This window comes from Allobosea eneae (assembly GCF_042657265.1).
GTDB lineage: Bacteria > Pseudomonadota > Alphaproteobacteria > Rhizobiales > Beijerinckiaceae > Allobosea > Allobosea eneae.
This window is the reverse complement of record NZ_JBHSLW010000060.1, coordinates 1-16293: the sequence shown is the minus strand read 5'-3', so window position 1 is coordinate 16293 and position 16293 is coordinate 1. Positions and strand designations below refer to the sequence as shown.

The 16293-nt window shown below is 66.9% G+C and carries 15 protein-coding genes and 1 tRNA gene; 7 read left to right on the top strand and 9 right to left on the bottom strand.

The genetic code is table 11. The features are described 5' to 3' along the window. Positions 1–3 precede the first annotated feature (3 nt). The 7 genes from rlmH (at position 4) to ACFPOB_RS26355 (ending at position 5766) form a co-directional block, all read left to right on the top strand. Positions 4–486 (top strand): 23S rRNA (pseudouridine(1915)-N(3))-methyltransferase RlmH, encoded by a 483-nt coding sequence (gene rlmH, locus ACFPOB_RS26385; protein ID WP_377801278.1) that lies wholly within the window; start codon positions 4–6, stop codon positions 484–486. Beyond that, positions 483–1850, top strand: coding sequence for a murein hydrolase activator EnvC family protein (locus tag ACFPOB_RS26380; protein WP_377801277.1), 1368 nt, complete (start codon positions 483–485; stop codon positions 1848–1850). The genes rlmH and ACFPOB_RS26380 overlap by 4 nt, the downstream gene beginning before the upstream one ends. Continuing rightward, positions 1850–3208, top strand: a complete 1359-nt coding sequence (locus ACFPOB_RS26375) for a S41 family peptidase (protein ID WP_377801276.1) — start codon at positions 1850–1852, stop codon at positions 3206–3208. The genes ACFPOB_RS26380 and ACFPOB_RS26375 overlap by 1 nt, the downstream gene beginning before the upstream one ends. Positions 3209–3366: 158 nt before the next feature. Then, positions 3367–4575, top strand: coding sequence for a divergent polysaccharide deacetylase family protein (locus ACFPOB_RS26370; RefSeq protein WP_377801275.1), 1209 nt, complete (start codon positions 3367–3369; stop codon positions 4573–4575). Further along, a complete protein-coding gene (locus tag ACFPOB_RS26365; protein WP_377801274.1) occupies positions 4572–5075 on the top strand; it encodes an RNA pyrophosphohydrolase in 504 nt (167 codons plus the stop codon). The genes ACFPOB_RS26370 and ACFPOB_RS26365 overlap by 4 nt, the downstream gene beginning before the upstream one ends. 62 nt (positions 5076–5137) lie before the next feature. Next, positions 5138–5554, top strand: coding sequence for a phosphoribosyl-ATP diphosphatase (hisE, locus tag ACFPOB_RS26360; protein ID WP_377801273.1), 417 nt, complete (start codon positions 5138–5140; stop codon positions 5552–5554). A 135-nt stretch (positions 5555–5689) separates the two neighbouring features. Beyond that, positions 5690–5766: transfer RNA gene (locus ACFPOB_RS26355), tRNA-Arg, on the top strand. Positions 5767–5784: 18 nt separating this feature from the next. Here ACFPOB_RS26355 and ACFPOB_RS26350 read toward each other — a convergent pair. The 9 genes from ACFPOB_RS26350 to ACFPOB_RS26310 form a co-directional block, all read right to left on the bottom strand. Continuing rightward, positions 5785–6900: a tyrosine-type recombinase/integrase gene (locus tag ACFPOB_RS26350; RefSeq protein ID WP_377801272.1), complete on the bottom strand. Its 1116-nt coding sequence runs from the start codon at positions 6898–6900 to the stop codon at positions 5785–5787. Positions 6901–7564: 664 nt separating this feature from the next. Further along, positions 7565–8410 (bottom strand): hypothetical protein, encoded by an 846-nt coding sequence (locus ACFPOB_RS26345; protein ID WP_377801271.1) that lies wholly within the window; start codon positions 8408–8410, stop codon positions 7565–7567. 47 nt (positions 8411–8457) lie between these two features. Further along, positions 8458–9675 carry an AAA family ATPase gene (locus ACFPOB_RS26340; RefSeq protein WP_377801270.1) on the bottom strand — a complete coding sequence of 406 codons (1218 nt, stop codon included), beginning with the start codon at positions 9673–9675 and terminating at the stop codon, positions 8458–8460. 8 nt (positions 9676–9683) lie between these two features. Then, positions 9684–10622, bottom strand: a complete 939-nt coding sequence (locus ACFPOB_RS26335; RefSeq protein WP_377801269.1) for a hypothetical protein — start codon at positions 10620–10622, stop codon at positions 9684–9686. A 119-nt stretch (positions 10623–10741) separates the two neighbouring features. Continuing rightward, positions 10742–11686: a hypothetical protein gene (locus ACFPOB_RS26330; protein ID WP_377801268.1), complete on the bottom strand. Its 945-nt coding sequence runs from the start codon at positions 11684–11686 to the stop codon at positions 10742–10744. A 129-nt stretch (positions 11687–11815) separates the two neighbouring features. After that, on the bottom strand, positions 11816–12814 hold the full coding sequence (locus ACFPOB_RS26325; RefSeq protein WP_377801267.1) for a hypothetical protein: 999 nt from the start codon (positions 12812–12814) through the stop codon (positions 11816–11818). A gap of 119 nt (positions 12815–12933) precedes the next feature. After that, positions 12934–13935 (bottom strand): hypothetical protein, encoded by a 1002-nt coding sequence (locus ACFPOB_RS26320; protein ID WP_377801266.1) that lies wholly within the window; start codon positions 13933–13935, stop codon positions 12934–12936. 120 nt (positions 13936–14055) lie between these two features. Continuing rightward, positions 14056–15462, bottom strand: coding sequence for a hypothetical protein (locus tag ACFPOB_RS26315; protein WP_377801265.1), 1407 nt, complete (start codon positions 15460–15462; stop codon positions 14056–14058). 11 nt (positions 15463–15473) lie between these two features. Beyond that, positions 15474–15932, bottom strand: coding sequence for a hypothetical protein (locus ACFPOB_RS26310; RefSeq protein WP_377801264.1), 459 nt, complete (start codon positions 15930–15932; stop codon positions 15474–15476). Between the last annotated feature and the right edge of the window lie 361 nt (positions 15933–16293).

Sequence of the window (16293 nt, the reverse complement as noted above, 5' to 3'; positions counted from 1 at the left end):
CCCGTGCGCCTGTCGGTCATCGCGGTCGGCCGCCTCAAGGACGGGCCGGAGCGGGATCTCTGTGCCCGCTATCAGGAGCGCGCCCAAGGCCTTGCCCGCGGGCTCGGCCTGAGCGGCCCTGAGGTCATCGAGCTCGCGGAGGGTCGAGGCCGCCGCACCGAGGAGCGTCGGCGCGAGGAAGCGAAGCTGATCGGCGAGCGCTTGCCGCCCTCTGGACTCATCATCGCTTTGGACGAGCGCGGCAAGAGCCTCGACAGCGATGCTTTTGCCAATCGTCTCGCCGCCGCGCGTGATGCCGGAACGCCTGCGGCGACTCTACTGATTGGCGGCGCCGACGGGCTCGATGCCGAACTGCGCGAGCGCGCGGCGCTGGTTCTCTGCTTCGGGGCGCTGACCATTCCGCACCAGATCGTCCGGGCGCTCGTGCTCGAACAGCTCTATCGGGCGATGACGATCATGGCCGGACATCCCTATCATCGCGCATGACCCGCCGCTCCCGGCTGATTCGAATCACACGCACGCTCCGGCTCTGGCCGGCGCTGCTTTGCGCCTGCCTGTCAGCCGGCATTGCCGCGGCCCAGACGGCCCCCTCCCCCGAATCCGAGCAGGCCGCCCGCGACACCGAGCAGAAGCGTGAGGAAAAACGCGCCCGCGAGGCCGAGCTGAAGGCGATCGAGGAACGGCTCGCCGGCAATGCCGATGCGCGCGTCAAGCTCGAAGCCGAGATCGCCGGCATCCGCGCTGACCGGACCAAGCTCAACCAGGCCCTGCTCGACACCACCGCGCGAACCCAGGCCGCCGAGGGCCGCATCGCCGGGCTCGAACAGCGTCTCTCTTTGCTGCAGACCAGCGAGACCGCGATCCGACGCTCGCTGGAGAGCCGGCGCGGCCTGATCGGCGAGGTCCTGGCGGCGCTGCAGCGCATCGGCCGACGGCCGCCTCCGGCGGTGCTGGTCCGGCCGGAGGATATCTTGGAGGCGGTACGCGCCTCGATGCTGCTCGGCGCGGTCGTGCCCGATCTGCGCCAGGAGATCACCATCCTCGGCACCGACCTCGCCGAGCTGGTGCGCCTGCGCGATGCGATCGCCGAGGAGCGCAAGGCCATTGCCGGCGAGATGGAGAGTCTGGCCGGCGAGCGCCAGCGCCTCGCCTCGCTGATCGAAGCCCGGCGCGCCCGCGAGGCGAGCGCCTCCCAGGACATCGAATCTCAACGCGCCGCCGGCGGCGAGCTTGCCGCGCAAGCCAAGACGCTGCGCGATCTCGTCGACCGCATCGAGAGGGACATTTCCGCCGCCACCCGTGCCGCTGACGCCGCCCGGCGCGCGCTCGAAGCGGAAACGCAGGAGCAGCGCCAGCGAATGGCCCAGCTCGCCTTCCGCGATCCGGCCCGGCTTGCGCCCAAGGCGGCTTTCCAGGAACTGCGCGGCATGCTGCCACTGCCGGTCGCCGGTTCACAATTGCGTGGATTCGGCGCAACCGACGAAGTTGGCGCTGCAACCCGCGGAATTTCACTGTCGACGCGTCCAAATGCCGTGGTTTCGTCACCTTCCGATGGCTGGGTGGTCTATGCTGGGCCGTTCCGCTCCTTTGGCCAACTCTTGATCCTCAATGCCGGCAATGGTTACTATATTCTCCTGGCGGGCATGCAGCGCATCGACGTGTCGCTGAACCAGTTTGTGCTGGCTGGAGAGCCGGTTGCGGTGATGGGCGAGACCGCGGAAGCGGCCGCGACGAATGTAGGAATGGGGACCGGAGAGCCGGTCCTCTATGTCGAATTCAGGAAAGACGGCGTCTCGATCGATCCGACGCCGTGGTGGACGAAATCGCAAGGCGAAAAGGTTCGCGGATGATGCGCAAGGTTTCTCTCGTTCTGGTCGGCGCCATCGCCGGCGCGGGGCTCACCGGTGTGGTGACCCAGACCAAGCTGCTCTCCTCGACCAGCGCGGTCGCGGCCTCGGCCGAGGTCTATCGCAGCCTCAATCTCTTCGGCGACATCTTCGAGAAGATCCGCACCGACTATGTCGAGAAGCCGGACGAGCAGAAGCTGATCGAGGCCGCCATCAACGGCATGGTCTCCTCGCTCGATCCGCACTCGGCCTATCTCGATGCCAAGAGCTTCCGCGACATGGACATCGACATGCGCGGCCAGTTCGGCGGCCTCGGCATCGAGGTGACGATGGAGAACGAGGTTCTCAAGGTCGCCAAGCCGATCCGCGACACGCCCGCCTCCAAGGCCGGCATCCTGGCCGGCGACATCATCCGCAAGATCGACAATGACGAGGTCAAGGGCCTCAGCCTGAACCAGGCCGTCGAGAAGATGCGCGGCATCATCAACACGCAGGTCAAGCTCACCATCGAGCGCACCGGCAAGACCGAGCCGCTGGAGTTCACGCTGACCCGCTCCAACATCGTCGTCCCGGCGGTGGAGGAACGCGTCGAGAGCGATGTCGGCTATATCCGCATCGGCACCTTCAGCGAGCAGACCTATGAAGGCCTGCGCAAGGCGCTCGACAAGGTCAACAGCGAGATCGGCGTCGACAAGGTCAAGGGCTACATCATCGACCTGCGCAACAACCGCGGCGGCCGTCTCGACCAATCGGTCCTGGTTTCCGACGCCTTCCTCGAGCGCGGCAAGATCGTCTCCACCCGCGGCCGCAACGCCGAGGAGACACAGGTCTTCAACGCCAAGTCGGGCGATCTGACCAAGGGCAAGCCGGTCGTCGTGCTGATCAACGGCTCCTCGGCCTCCGCGGCCGAGATCGTCGCCGGCGCCCTGCAGGACCACAAGCGCGCCACCGTCATGGGCTCGCGTTCCTTCGGCAAGGGCTCGGTGCAGACCGTGATCCGCCTCGGCGACAATGGCGGCCTGCGCCTGACCACGGCGCGCTACTACACCCCATCCGGCAACTCGATCCAGGCCAAGGGCATCACGCCCGACATCGAGATCATCCAGGATGTGCCGGCCGAGCTGAAGGACAAGGTCGAGAACAAGGGTGAAGCCTCGCTCAAGGGCCATCTGCGCAATGGCGACGGCAAGGAAGAGCAGGCCGGCTCGCCCTCCTATGTCCCGATCGACCCGGCCAAGGACACCCAGCTCGCCGCGGCGCTCAATTTGCTGCGCGGCAAGAAGGACGTGGCCCTGCCCGCCAATCCGGCGCCTGCCACGCCGGCTCCGGCCCCCGCTCCGGAAGCCGGCAAGTCCAACTGAGCATCCGGCTTTTCCGTCCGGCAACTCGGCACTTGTGCAACGGCCGCAGGAGATTGTTTCCCCTGCGGCCGATTGACGATTGATTCCGGCCCGAATCATCCGACTCTAGCGCTGCGAACTGATTCGCAGATGTATGACGTCGGAGAGGACGGCGCCTCTTGGCCGGATTGCCGCTCAGCGAACTCGACCAGCCGCTCGGGCAGGCGAAGCGCGCTCGCGCGTCCAAGCCGTATGGACGCTGGCTGTCGCGTGGCCTGGCCAGCGTGCTGATCGTCATCTTTGCCGGACTCGCCCTCTATGCCGCCCTCAAGCGCGACCCCCATGGTGGCGAGCCGATCGCGACCGCGGTGATCCGCGAGCGGGCTCCAGCAACCGACATCGCCCAAGCTCCCCCTCAGCCCGCTAGGCCCGAGGAGAGGCGTGGCCCCGCCAGCGCCAGTCAGCTCGAAACCGACTCCGGGGTCACCGTCGTCAGGCCGGGCTCCGAAGCCCCCGGCGCCATCGTCATCACCGTGCCCGATGACGGCACGGTCAAGCTGGCGCCGGCCCCCGACAAGCGCCTGGTCGAGCGCACCCGCCACGGCATCCTGCCGAAGGTGGGCCCCGATGGCGCGACGCCTGCGCAGGTCTATGCCCGCCCGCTCGGGCCTGCGCCGGCCGCCAAGCCTGCCGGCCGGATCGCGATCCTCGTCGGCGGCCTCGGCATCAGCCAGAGCTCGACCAGCGAAGCGATCACGCGCCTGCCCGGCCCTGTCTCGCTCGCCTTCGCCCCTTATGGCGCCGAGCTGGAGAAGACCGTGCAGCGCGCCCGCAGCGAAGGCCACGAGGTCTTCCTGCAGGTGCCGATGGAGCCCTTCGACTATCCCGACAACGATCCCGGCCCGCACACTCTGCTCACCGGACCAAAGGGCAGTGACAATCTCGACCGGCTGCAATGGGTGCTCGGCCGTTTCACCGGCTATGTTGGCATCGTCAATTTCCTCGGTGGACGTCTCACCGCGGATGACACCGCCCTGACGCCGCTGCTGCGCGAAGTCGCCGGGCGCGGGCTGATGGTCGTCGACGACGGCTCCTCGCCGCGCAGCCTGCTCGCCTCGGTGGCGGCGCGGGCGCAGATCCCCGCGCTCAAGGCCGATCTCGCCCTTGATGCCGTCGCACGCGCCGAGGCGATCGACAGGGAGCTGCAGCGTCTCGAGACCCTTGCCCGCGACCAGGGCGCCGCCGTCGCCACCGCCAGCGCCTTGCCGGTCACGGTCGAGCGGATCGCCCGCTGGGCCCGCACGCTCGAGGGCAAGAACCTGGTCATCGTCCCGGTCAGCGCCGCCCGCGGCTTCCGCAATCCCTCGACCACCGGTTCGCTGCGATGACGAAACCTCCTCCCGGCTATCGCCCCTGCGTCGGCCTCGCCTTGTTCAATCCGGCCGGCCTCGTCTTCATCGGCCGCCGTGCCAATCGCAGCCAGCGCGAACACGTCGCGCCGGGCCACGAATGGCAGATGCCGCAGGGGGGCATCGATGCAGACGAGCAGCCGATCGAGGCCGCCTATCGCGAACTGCGCGAGGAGACCAATGTCTCTTCGGTCTCACTTCTCGCCGAGGCGCCGGACTGGCTGAGCTACGACCTGCCCCGCGAGATCGGCAAGGAAGCCTGGCGTGGCAAATACCGGGGCCAGTCGCAAAAATGGTTCGCCTTCCGCTTCGAGGGCGACGAGAGCGAGATCGACATTCTCAATCCCGGCGGCGGTCACAAGCCGGAGTTCGACGCTTGGCGCTGGGTGCCGCTGGCGGAGACGCCTGAGCTGATCATCCCGTTCAAGCGCGAGGTCTACCGGGAGGTGGTGCGCCTGTTTGCGGGAGTGGCACGATGAGCGACCGACGCCGGCGGCGGGACCGTCACGAAACCCTTACATGGCGCCCTGATTCTGTGCCGATGACTGATTCGGTGCAGAGGCTCTATGCTGCCGTTCTGGCGGCCAGGACGCGCGACCCGGCCCGATCGCGAACCGCCAAGCTGATCCGCGAAGGCGTGCCGAAGATGGCCAAGAAGCTCGGCGAGGAAGCGGTCGAGGTCGGGATCGAGGCCGTGCAGAACAATCGTCCGGCCGTGATTCGCGAGAGCGCCGACCTCCTCTACAATCTCGTCGTGCTGTGGAGCGAGCTCGGCATCACGCCCGGCGAAATCTGGCGCGAGATGGACCGGCGCGAGGAGCTCTATGGCATCGCCGAGAAACTGCCGAAACCGCGGCGTGGCGGCGAGCGGATCGCATTTTTGGACGGCGAGGCAGCTGAACGGGACAGAGGGTCCGAAGCCCAGCATCCGGCTCTGCTGAGGGGAAAGCACGGCTGAAGGCCAGGCGTCCCCGTGCCGCGCTCGAAGCAGAAAGCGCAGGAAGTCGGCAAACGGGGCTTGCCAAGAGCGGCGTGAGCCGTTAAGTCCGCATCCGTCAGCCGCTGGTGGCCATTTAAACCGCCTCGCTGTCACGCGCCCGTAGCTCAGCTGGATAGAGCATCAGACTACGAATCTGAGGGTCAGAGGTTCGAATCCTTTCGGGCGCGCCATCTTTTCAATAACTTAGGCTAAGTGCCGGGCTTACCGACCGGCCCGGTTTGCAAACGGTTTGCAAAATCCGTTGCCGGTGCGTTCTCAAACTTCTCGATCGCGGCCTCCGCTAGCGTCCTCGTCCGACTGAGATATTTCTCGAGGATCGTGGTCACCGTCTTGAGCGAATGGCCGGTTATCGCGGCGATCTCTGGAACCGTGCAACCGGCCTCCGCCAGCATGGTGACGGCGGTGCCGCGCAGGTCGTGGAAGTGCAGATCGGTGAGGCCGGCGGCATCGCCTGCCTCCTTCCACTGATCCGAGAAGTAGCGCTTCTTCCACGGCTTCCCCGTCGCCGACGTCAGGATGACGGTAGCGTTTCGCGGCATGCCGTCCAGCATGGCTCGCAGCGCTTTCGTGCAGGGAATCGTCACCACCACGCCGCCCTTCGACTGGCGGATGCGAAGGAACTTGCCGTCGTAGTTGGTCCAGGCGGCCCGGAGCAGATCGCTTAGGCGCTGGCCGCTGTGGAGCGCGAGGATGAGGGCCTGCTGCATCTCAAGCGACGCCACTGCCATGAAGGCGCGGATATGCTCCTCGAGCCAGAGGATGTCCGAACGGTCGGAGGAATAAAGGCGCTTGAAGCCGAGGATGTGATTGGCGGTGAGCTTGCCGCGGCTCACGGCCCAACTCAGCATGCCGGAGATCGTCGTGAGCCGATTGTCTCCCTCGCGCTTTCCCGAGGAACGGACGACTTCGTCACGCCAGCCGAGGAGGTCATCCTTCACGCGGGAATCGTCCAGGGCTGCGATCGGCATCGAGCCGAAGCGCGGCTCCGCCTTCGTCAGCATCCGCTTGTACTCGGCCTGGGTCGAGGCCGCGAGTTCGGCGAACTCAACCGAGCCCGTATAGGCACGGATCAGATCGTTGAAAGTCCCTTTGTGACGCTGGGCGGTAGTTTGTTCGGCCTTCGTATAAGAAGCCAGAAACTCGGCCGAGCCGGGCTTGCCTTCAAGCCTTTCGCCAGTTGCACGGTGATAGTGGTAGATTCGGACCGTCCCATCGGCGAGACGCTTCCGGACGCGATTAACGCCCTTCAACTTCACGCGCACGACGCTGCCGCCACTGATCGAGGGGGTTGCAAGGCTGGGCATTGGGGTCAGCCGAAGACGCGGAGATGATGATCTCGCCATCTTCCGTGATCTTGACCTGACCGATGGGAACGCCAGCTGCAAGCACGCCTGCTACGGCGCGCTTCACATCAGCCTGTTTAAATGGGGTTTTTCTAGCCATGGTCATGATGACCCTGGCTCTTCCGTGACCGTCGCACCGGTACTCCGGAGACGAAGATTAGCGGGATGACCCTATCGGCGCGTAGGGCGCCTTCGCCACGCATTGCGAACATCGAGCAGAATCCACGGAAGATCCCGCCTCTCGGCGAGATTATTTCCGTGCCTCACTCGAATTCGCCCGGGGTGGCACTTTCCCGGCACGGCTGGGTTCGCGGGTCTCAACGCTACTGCCCAGCGGGATCTGTTTACGTCGACCCCGAATTCGTTCCAACATCGCGGCGGCGGAGCCCGAAGCCCAGCAACCAAGACCTCCGGTGACGTACCCATGCGGCCCCCGGCGATCGCATGGCGTTGCCTTGGCGACATCAAGCGCGCGGCAACATGCGCTTTCCATCGGAAGCCGGAGGGGCGGGGTATCCCAGTGTGTGGAGGAATCCCGCTGGCCTTCGACCGCGACCCGAATCGATCTCGATGCATTTAGAACGTAGCACGAACGGCGGCTTTTCCGAAGCCGCCGTCTAGGTTGTCAGGCGCGGCGCCGGTAGCCTTGGTTAACCGCGACCCAGCCCCAGGCCGGACGATCGGCGGCAGCGTCGCGCACGACATAGTCATGAACGATGCGCTCGATGATGCAGAGGAGGCGCCCGCCATCGAGGCGCGGCTTGAAGATATAGAGTTCGTCCGCCCGGCTGACGCGCTCGCCCTCACCGGTGTTGTAGCCGGTGAAGCGCATGGCCTCGCGCGGGTCAAGATCGAGATCCGCGCAGTGCCTGCGGCCGGCAGGAGACGAGATCCAGCGGCCGAGAGCCGCCGGGCTCAGGCGCTCATGCAGTTCCTTCTCGAAGCCGATCAGGGAGAGCCCCTTCGGCAGGACCACGCGGATGACGCGCGGGCGGGCCTCGATAGGCGCGCCCCGCATCGGCTTGCGCGAGGGGTGGATGAGGACGAGGCGCCAGTTGTCGTAGCCCGGATCGCAGGCGAGACCCGCTTCGGCCTCGTACATGCCGGCATAGCGCTCAAGGTTGATGTCCTCGATCCGGGCGAGCGCGTTCTCAGACGCCGTCGCGGAGATCTTGAACAGCGGCAGCGCGAAGCGTCGCGCCAGGCCATGGAGGCCGGTCGGCTGGTCCGGCGCCTTCAGCGTGTCGCCGGAGCCGGCGACATAGACATAGGCGACATGGCCGGGCTGGTAGGCCTCGGAGAACTCGGGGTCGAGGAAGGTGGGTTCGGGGAGCGGAGCGAGATTCTTGCCCCCGATGGCGGGCCAGCGCGTCTCGACATAGTGCGTGACGGCGGCCGTGCTGCCCTCCTCCCGGATGCGGCGGAGCATCGCCGGGATGGTCTGGCCCTCGCTGTTCGTCATGGTCGTCATGATTTTCGATTCCTGTCGTCTCGGGCTTCCCGGGGGCATTCCCGTTCTCACCCTCGCTCTCGTCTCCTCTCTCCCCTCGTGGCCGGACGGATGAACCCGATCGGCGCCCTCGCGCCCTCTTTCCCGGCGAGCAGGACCTGCTCGGCCCCGCGGATGTCCGCGGCGACGAGGTGTCGCCGCCCAGCCTCGCAGGCGAAGCCCATCGCGATGTCCCAGAGACGTGACAGGGTGCGCGGGTTGTGTCCGGCAGTGGCCTGGAACAGCGCAATCTCGGGCTCGGCGAAGCTCTGCCCGACGCGCAGGTTCGCCTCGTGGAAGATGCTCTTCTGGATGGCGAGCATCTCGGCCTCCTTCAGTGCGACCTGGAAGACGATCAGCCGGTCGACGATGCTCTCCGGCAGCGGGTCGAGGCTGTTGGCCGTCGCGAACCAGAAGATGTGGTCGGCGCGGATCGGGAGATCGACGAACTCGTCGACGAAGCGGGCGGCATTCTCCCGCTCCAGGAGGCTGTGCAAGACATTCTCCGGCGTCTCGCGGGGATTGATCGGTGAAGCCTTCTCGATCTCGTCGATGACGATGAGCGGGCAGGCATGGCTGCCCTCGATCAGGAGTTTTGCCACCTTGCCGGGGCCTGACGCCCGCCAGACCGGGGCCAGCCCGGAGAAGGCCAAGCCCCGGTCCGTCATCAGGTTCATGGCGATGACCTCGCTCGGCACGCCGAGCGCCTCGGCGAGCTTGCGGGCGTAGAAGGTCTTGCCGATGCCGGGCGGGCCGACCACCACGGCGGGATCGAGCCGCAGCGGCGTGCCGGTCACGGATGCGAGCCGGGCCGTCCTGACGATCCAGGCCGTCACCTCCGAGAACTGCGGAGAGATCGCATCGAGACCGGCTATCCGCTCGATCATCGCCTCGTCGGGGATGACGAGCTTGCGCCAGGGGCCGCGCTCATCCGCCTGCATCCGGTTCCAGAGCTTGGTCTGGCGCGCCTGCGCGGCGTCCTCGTCGTTGCTGTTTTCAGCGGGATCACCGACGAACCCGTCTCCATGGCCAAGGCGGCGAGCCAGCCGGTCGGGATCGTATATTTCGATCGCAGGGCCGGCGGACTCGGGCTTATCCTGACCGGGCTCTTCCTGCGTCTCAGCCTCCCCGCCATCGGGACGTTGCTGGCGCAGATGGCCGAGCAGGACCCGGTTCTCATGGTCGCGCCAGCTCTGGACGAACTCGGCCTCGGCGTCGTCGGAGGCGGTTGGCGTCACGCTGTTCATGACCGGGCTCACAGCTCAACGCCGCCGAGAACCGTCACGAAGGGCGGTCCCTGCCGGGCGATACGACGCCCGACGCCGAGCGCGATCTCGACGAGCGCGCGCATGGAATCGGGATCGGATAAGCGCTCTGAGACGAGCCGTTCCACCGCCATCTTCACGACGAGGTCGTCGGATCTGCGTGCTGGCCAAAGCCCGATACGGCAGAGCCGTGCATAGGCGAGGATGAGGGCGCCACGCCGCGCCGCATACCAGAACGGCCCCGGCTCCTCGGCGTCCGACCAGGCTTCGATCGCGGCGAAGAGCTGCCGTGTACCATCAAGCAAGGCGCTCAGATAGGGAGGCGCTTTGAACCAGTTCTCCAGGGCATGAGCATCCTCGATGTGGTAGACGCCGGCACCCGTCTCGGTCTCATCCCGCTCCGGGAGGACGGCGCCGCGAAAGCGACGCGCCGCCATCTCCATGCCGACAGGGACGCGCCCGCCTAATGTGAGCCGCATGCCGCCCGGGCGATAGGTCGCTCGTAACGCCCGTTTCATGAGCGCTGGATCGTGGCGGCCGTCGCCACCGCCGTACTGCCGGGCCCGCTCCTGCGCGACCATAGCCTGAGCGAAGTCATCCTCGGGGGCGCTCGGCGGGACGAGCAGCATCGCGATCTCGCCGGCATGAGCGAGGATCGCAAGCGCATTGGCGGTATCGACCCGGTCCTCGAGCAATAAGGGATCGACCTCGGCTAGCGCGAGGAAGCGCTCGTATTGCTGCGCATGCAGCAGCGCCCGGCCACGCAGGTCGAGCAGCGACGGCAGCCGCTCCAGCAGCGCGGCATGGCGCTCCAGCGTGTCAGGCCTCTCCGGCAGGAGCATGTCGAGCGCAGCGAGCTCGTCGATGACGGGCATGCTGCCGGTCGTGAAGACGAGGTCACGCAGGGACGGTGCTGTGTTGTCGGTCATGATCTGGATTGTCCTTGGGGTCGGCCTGTCCGCCCCTTCACGGTCCGCCCCGTCATGACGAAAGGCGCGCCGCGCACGGCACGCCTTCCCAGCATTCATTCCGGATCGGTGGGAGGCCTTCAGCCGGCCGGTTCGATGTTGATGAACCGCGTCGACTGTCCGGCGACCATTTCACCCTGCTCGAGCGCGATCTCGAAGAGCGCTCCGAGCCGCTCCGGGTCGGCCGTTCGGGCCCGCACGAGATCTCGGGCCGCGAGCTTTGCCTCGACATCGCGCTGATCGCGGGCGGGCCAGAGCGCGACGCGCAGCAGGCGCGCGTAGCTGAGGATGATGGCGCCTTCGGTCGCATCCTCGACGACCCTCGCCGGCAGCCCGCTCGTGGCGAAGCCTTCGGTGTTGTGCAGCAGCTGGCAGGCAGCCTTGTACCAGCGCATAAGGTTCTGCCGCTTCGCGAAGAAGGCCTTCAGGCTGGCGGCGTGCTCGAGCGGATGAACGGCCGGCGTGCCACCAGGCGTGGCCGCGAGCGGCTTCGGCTGCAGGGCGCTCGCCCGGCGCGCCATTGTCTCGATCATGTCGCGGATGCCGGCGGCGTCGCTCGGCAGGTCCTGACCGCCGGGCTCGGACATCACGGCGCTGGTCGCGCGGCGCGCCAGCGAGAGTTCCTCGCCATCGCCATGGCGCTTCGTATGGCGAAGCAGATGGAAGCCGAAGTTTCTGCCGGCCCAGGCGTCGTCGATGCTACGAGGCGGCAGAAGCAGGAGCGCGAGGTTCGCGGCGTTGACGAGCACCGTCAGCGCATTGGCGACGTCGATCCAGTCTTCGACCAGCTCGGGCTCGCGGGCGAGACCCTTGATCAGCCGGCGAACCTGGTCGGCATTGGCCTGCGCGCAGCCCCTGATCGGAAGCAGATCCGGAAGCGCGTTGCGCCAGTTCGCGAGCATCTCGATCTCGCTCTCCGCTTGTCGGAACCGGGCCTCGAGCGCGAGAAGGTCGTCGGTGATCTGATGCTGCGTGGTGTCGAGGACGATGCTGCTGAGCAGGTCGCTGCGGTTGGTGGTGTTCATGTTGCTTGGCCTTAATTCCATGGGGGTGATCTGCTCCTGGCAGTCGCTGTTCCTCCGTCTTCCTCAATCAAAAAGGGCAGCGCCGTTGCAGGCGCTGCCCTCGCTGTCATTTCTCGTGCGGCTGGGCTGCTAAACCAGCTCGGACCAATCGAATTTGAGCCGATCACGAGCGTCCGCAGGCAGGGACTTGACCCATGCCGCGTCGGCCGTGACGTGGCGTACCGCCGCCTGCATGTGGACGGGATCGCCGATCTCGCCGCGCAGATTGATCAACGCGACGATCTCTTTCTTGATCGCCAGCGCGGCGCGGTCGTGAACCGGCCAGATCATGACCTGCGCCGCCGCCAGGTAGCCGGCGATGCGCGCGGCATCGGCTGCGACCATCAGCTCGCTCGCATTCTCCGGCCCGCGCTGGGCCAGCGCGATCAGCCGGTCGCAGGTCTCGAACATGTTGCGGGCGCGTTGCAGGAGATTGTCGAGATCGGGCGCGGCCTTCGCGAAGGCGACCCAGGCGGTGACCCGGGTATGAGCGTAGGCCGGCGGGCCTCCACGCAGTTCAAGCCCCTGCGCGAGGTCCCAGCGCTCGAGCGGCCAGATGGCAAGCCCGCGGCTGTCGCCCTGCGGCGCGCTCGGGGCGGGAGGCAGCATCAGCTCGGGAACGGCGAAGGCCGCCCGCTTCCAGCGGATGCGGCGCGCCAGCGTCGCGTCGATCGTCGAGACGTAGGTCTTGTCGCGGCGATGGTGCAGTGCGCCGGTCTGCTCGGCGAGCGCGAGCTTGGCCTCGCAGTGGTCGAGGTCGCCGGCCGGCCAGATCGCGGTGAGCGCAACCAGGCTCAGGCTCATGATCTTAAGCCCGGCGCAGGCGAAGTCGTAGTCGCGGTCGCCGAGCTTTTTCGAGAGGCTGAGCCGGAACTCCTCGTTTGACAGGCTCTTGGCGTTGCGCGCCGCCGCCTTCAGGTCGATTGGCTGGCGGCGGAAGGCCACCAGCTCCGCGATGCTCGGATCCTCGCCACTGATGATCTCGACCGCCATCGCGATCGGGTCGCGCAGCGTCCGGTCGCCGGGCTCATCCACCGGGCCACCGGTGCGTGGGCTAAGCGAGCGCCCGCCCTGGTCATTCTTGCTCATGTTGAACTCTTTTCTCGTGGGTCGCGACCATCCGGCCGCACTCTCCCTCCGGTCCTGAAATCGCTGATGGCGCCCCCACAGGGGCGCCATCGTCCTGTCCTGTCGCTCTGGCGATACCGCTACGCAATCGGGATCCACGACGGCTCGAGCTCGAGCGTGCCGCCGAACCGGAAGCGCTTGGCGATCCAGTTGGCTTCGCTGACGAGATGCCGGATCGCTGCCTGCTGATGCAGCGGATCGTGCCGGCAGGCGCGATCGTTGATCAGCGCGACGAGCCTGAGCTTGGCCTGCGCATCGGCCGAGTGGAGCATCGCCGGCCAGATTGCCGCCCGCGCCGCGGCGAGATAGCCGAGAATGCGCGCGCCCTCCACGGCCCGGCGCATCGGCGCGCTGTCGCGCTCGTTGCGATTGGCGATCACCGTGAGGCGATCGGCGATGGTGATCATGGTGCTGAAGCGGTCGACCAGCGCGGTCAGGTCGGGATACGCCTCGACGAAGGCGCCCCACCGGGCGATGCCGCGCGCATCCAGCGTCGCCAGGCCCCACGTCAGCGGCACCGCATCGACGAGATCGAACCGCGACAGCGGCCAGGTCGCGAGACCCCGGTCGGAGTGCGCCGGCACAGCCGGGCCCGGAGGCACCACGAGCGCACCGACGTCGAAGGCGGCGCGGTGCAGCCTGATGCGAATTGCATCCTCGACTGAGAGCATCGGCGCGACCTCGAAGTCAGTGTCGCCATAGTGCGGCTGCGTCTCCCGGGCGAGCGCCCGCTTGGCGTCGGCGTCTTCGACCGTGTCGGTCGGCCAGATCGCCACGATGGCGGCGCAGCTCAAGCCGACGATCTGCAGCCCGACCTGCGCCATACGATCTTCGTTGGTCTGTTCGAGGCCGTAAGGCAGTCGCTGCGCCTCGTCGTTGCAGCGCTTCGCCTCGCGCGCGACGATCTTGAGATCGGGTGCGTGATCGCGCACCGCGATCAGCTCGCCCAACGAGGGGTCGTTGCCGAGGCCTTCAGTAGCGTCGGCGAGCGGGTCGCGGATAGGCCCGAGCGGGTGATCACCGCCGCCCTCTTCACCGGTCGCCATCGGCGTGATGCTCCTGTCCTGGTTGTTGTTCGTCATGGTCGTCGATTCCTGTGGGTCACAGCCCCATTGGCTGCGCTTCACCTCCGCTTTCTCGGAAATCGACAAAGGCGCTCCTGTTCCGGAGCGCCTTCCTGATGTCGGCCATGGTGCCCTGGTTCACGCGGCTTGCGAAAACGTCCGGCCGCGCCCGGCAATCCAGCGTTGGATGGCGTCGAGCTGCCGCAACCGGTCCGGCTCAGCCGGACCGGCAACGGCCTTCAGGGCAGCGATGCGCTGCAGGGCGGCTGGGCGCGTCAGCCAGGGCACATCCTCCAGCGTGTCGAGGCGGTGGGCAAACCAGGCCGCTCCCTTCTCGCGCTCGGCAACGGAGAGCTCCTCGGGCGATTCCAGCCACGCCCAGCGATTGGCGAAGGCTTTCAGCCTGACGTCGCCAAGAAGCTCGCGGCCGAGCCGCACCCGCTGATCCCACGCAACTTCGTGCCAGCGCCGCGAGGTGATCGCGTCCTCCCGGCTGATGAAGCCGCCGCTGTACAGGGCGGCATCCGGCCACGGGCTCGGCTCCTTACCGGTGAAGCGACCTGACAGCGCGATCGCGAGGTTGTCGCGGAAGCGCGCATGACCCCGGATCCGGGCCAGACGGGCTTGGCAATGGCCGGCCGAGGGGATCTCGCCCTGTGCGTCGGGAGCCACCATCTCCCAGGGTAGCAGGATCGGTTGGGCATTGGTCTTGACCAGTCGGATCGGGCGCTCGCCCCTGGCGAACAGAAGCTCACCGAGCTGTTCGGGCGTGGCGTCGAGATAAGCCGGATCGACCGTCAAATCGGCGACCGCCCAGGACGACGCATTGCCTGGCACCGGCATGATCCCGCCGGCCGGCATCATGCGGTTGAACAGGCCGAGTCCGACCGGTCCAGGGCCAGCGAGCAGTCCCGCGGGGCCGCTCTTATGGGCGTTGGTCATCATCGCCGTGATGACGGCCGGCGCGCGTTCTCGCAGAAGCCTGAAGAGCGCGATCGTGGCATGGACGTCGTTCAGCGCGTCATGAGCGTCCGCCTCGGCAAATGCTATGCCGTTGGCACGGCAGACCGGCCCCAGCTGCATCGTGGGCTTGCCGTGCGGTGTCACCGGGATAGTGATCGCGTCCGGCGCCAGCATCGCAACCGCGCGAAGCATGATCAGCACATCGGCACGCTGGAATCCTGGCATCGAAGTCGCATAGGGCGGGTGCAACGTCCTAAAGGCAATGTGGCGCTGCAGCTCATCATCGTACTTTAGGTTGCTGTAACCCAGAATTGTGGTCGGTGAAGCGGCGTCGAGGATGCTGGCGATGGCCCGCATCAGCTCGAGCTGCGAGAGCGGCGCGGCCTCGATCCTGTCGGGGTCGAGGCCAGTGATGAGAAGTGCTTCAGGAGCGGGCACCACATGGGCCGGCAATCGTGCCCTCAGGACGGTCTGGCGCAGCGGGCGAAGATCGCCGTCGGTCTCCACAAAGGCGGCCTGCAGCGGCACGTCCCAAGCAACGGCAAGCCCGGACGCCTCGAAATCATACACGAGGAAGTTCATGGCGGGGCCCCTCAGTGCCAGCTCTCGCCGCCAGGCGCGCTGGGGGTCTTGGTCAGGGTGATCCCGAGATCACGGGCATCCTGCTGCAGCGCAGCCTCCACCATCCAGGAGGTGCGCGAGCGTCGGATTTCATCGGGGTCCGACGCCATGTCCGTGTAGACCGCGATCTTGGTCTCGAGATGGGCCACCTCCTGCGCTGGAGCCTCCGCCAGCATGAGGGCGAAGAAGCGGGCGTGAGACCGAGCGCCCTCCGCCATTTGCATGGCGGTCAAGCCGGCATGCAGGGGGTAGGTCCGATCGCCTTGCTGCTCGAGCAGTAGCGCATGCGCCATCGCCTCATGCCAGAGCCGATAGAACCGCTCCGGGTGGTCCGTCGTCATTTTGTAGCTGCGATGGTAGCGCGAGAGGTGCGCCTCGCTCGGGCGCGCCGCATCCCAGGCGGTGTCGCCGCCTTCATTGACCTTCGTCATTTCAATATCCGTTCGGGCTCGCAGGACCCGGAACGGCTCGTCGGCCTTGGTTCGCGGGGGTTCCCAACCATGGGTCCCGATGCTCATTCTTTTCCGTGCTTTGCCGCTCAAGGCGGGGCGGCCAATGCGAAACTCTGGCCCTCAGCCGACCTCCACAACGTTCATGGCACCAACCGTAAGCGTTTCAATGTGAAAGCCTTATGCTCGCGTTTGCACAAAGCCGTCTTGTGCACCAACCGAGGGTTTCTGGCGGGGTGATCGGGTCGTGTCCCTGATGGTGGTGTAGCTCCCGAGGGCCACCACGCTGCCGGCTTGGCCGGGCTGGTCAGGCGGCCACGGCTGGCAGGCTGACGATGGGATC

What these genes read in the sequence shown, in the direction of transcription:
- ACFPOB_RS26365 (WP_377801274.1), top strand. Translation starts at nt 4,572, where the DNA reads ATGACGAAACCTCCTCCCGGCTATCGCCCCTGCGTCGGCCTCGCCTTG.
- hisE (WP_377801273.1), top strand. Translation starts at nt 5,138, where the DNA reads ATGACTGATTCGGTGCAGAGGCTCTATGCTGCCGTTCTGGCGGCCAGG.
- ACFPOB_RS26350 (WP_377801272.1), bottom strand. Translation starts at nt 6,900, where the DNA reads ATGCCCAGCCTTGCAACCCCCTCGATCAGTGGCGGCAGCGTCGTGCGC.
- ACFPOB_RS26345 (WP_377801271.1), bottom strand. Translation starts at nt 8,410, where the DNA reads ATGACGACCATGACGAACAGCGAGGGCCAGACCATCCCGGCGATGCTC.
- ACFPOB_RS26320 (WP_377801266.1), bottom strand. Translation starts at nt 13,935, where the DNA reads ATGACGAACAACAACCAGGACAGGAGCATCACGCCGATGGCGACCGGT.
- ACFPOB_RS26325 (WP_377801267.1), bottom strand. Translation starts at nt 12,814, where the DNA reads ATGAGCAAGAATGACCAGGGCGGGCGCTCGCTTAGCCCACGCACCGGT.
- ACFPOB_RS26330 (WP_377801268.1), bottom strand. Translation starts at nt 11,686, where the DNA reads ATGAACACCACCAACCGCAGCGACCTGCTCAGCAGCATCGTCCTCGAC.
- ACFPOB_RS26380 (WP_377801277.1), top strand. Translation starts at nt 483, where the DNA reads ATGACCCGCCGCTCCCGGCTGATTCGAATCACACGCACGCTCCGGCTC.
- ACFPOB_RS26335 (WP_377801269.1), bottom strand. Translation starts at nt 10,622, where the DNA reads ATGACCGACAACACAGCACCGTCCCTGCGTGACCTCGTCTTCACGACC.
- ACFPOB_RS26310 (WP_377801264.1), bottom strand. Translation starts at nt 15,932, where the DNA reads ATGACGAAGGTCAATGAAGGCGGCGACACCGCCTGGGATGCGGCGCGC.
- ACFPOB_RS26375 (WP_377801276.1), top strand. Translation starts at nt 1,850, where the DNA reads ATGCGCAAGGTTTCTCTCGTTCTGGTCGGCGCCATCGCCGGCGCGGGG.
- ACFPOB_RS26315 (WP_377801265.1), bottom strand. Translation starts at nt 15,462, where the DNA reads ATGAACTTCCTCGTGTATGATTTCGAGGCGTCCGGGCTTGCCGTTGCT.
- ACFPOB_RS26340 (WP_377801270.1), bottom strand. Translation starts at nt 9,675, where the DNA reads ATGAACAGCGTGACGCCAACCGCCTCCGACGACGCCGAGGCCGAGTTC.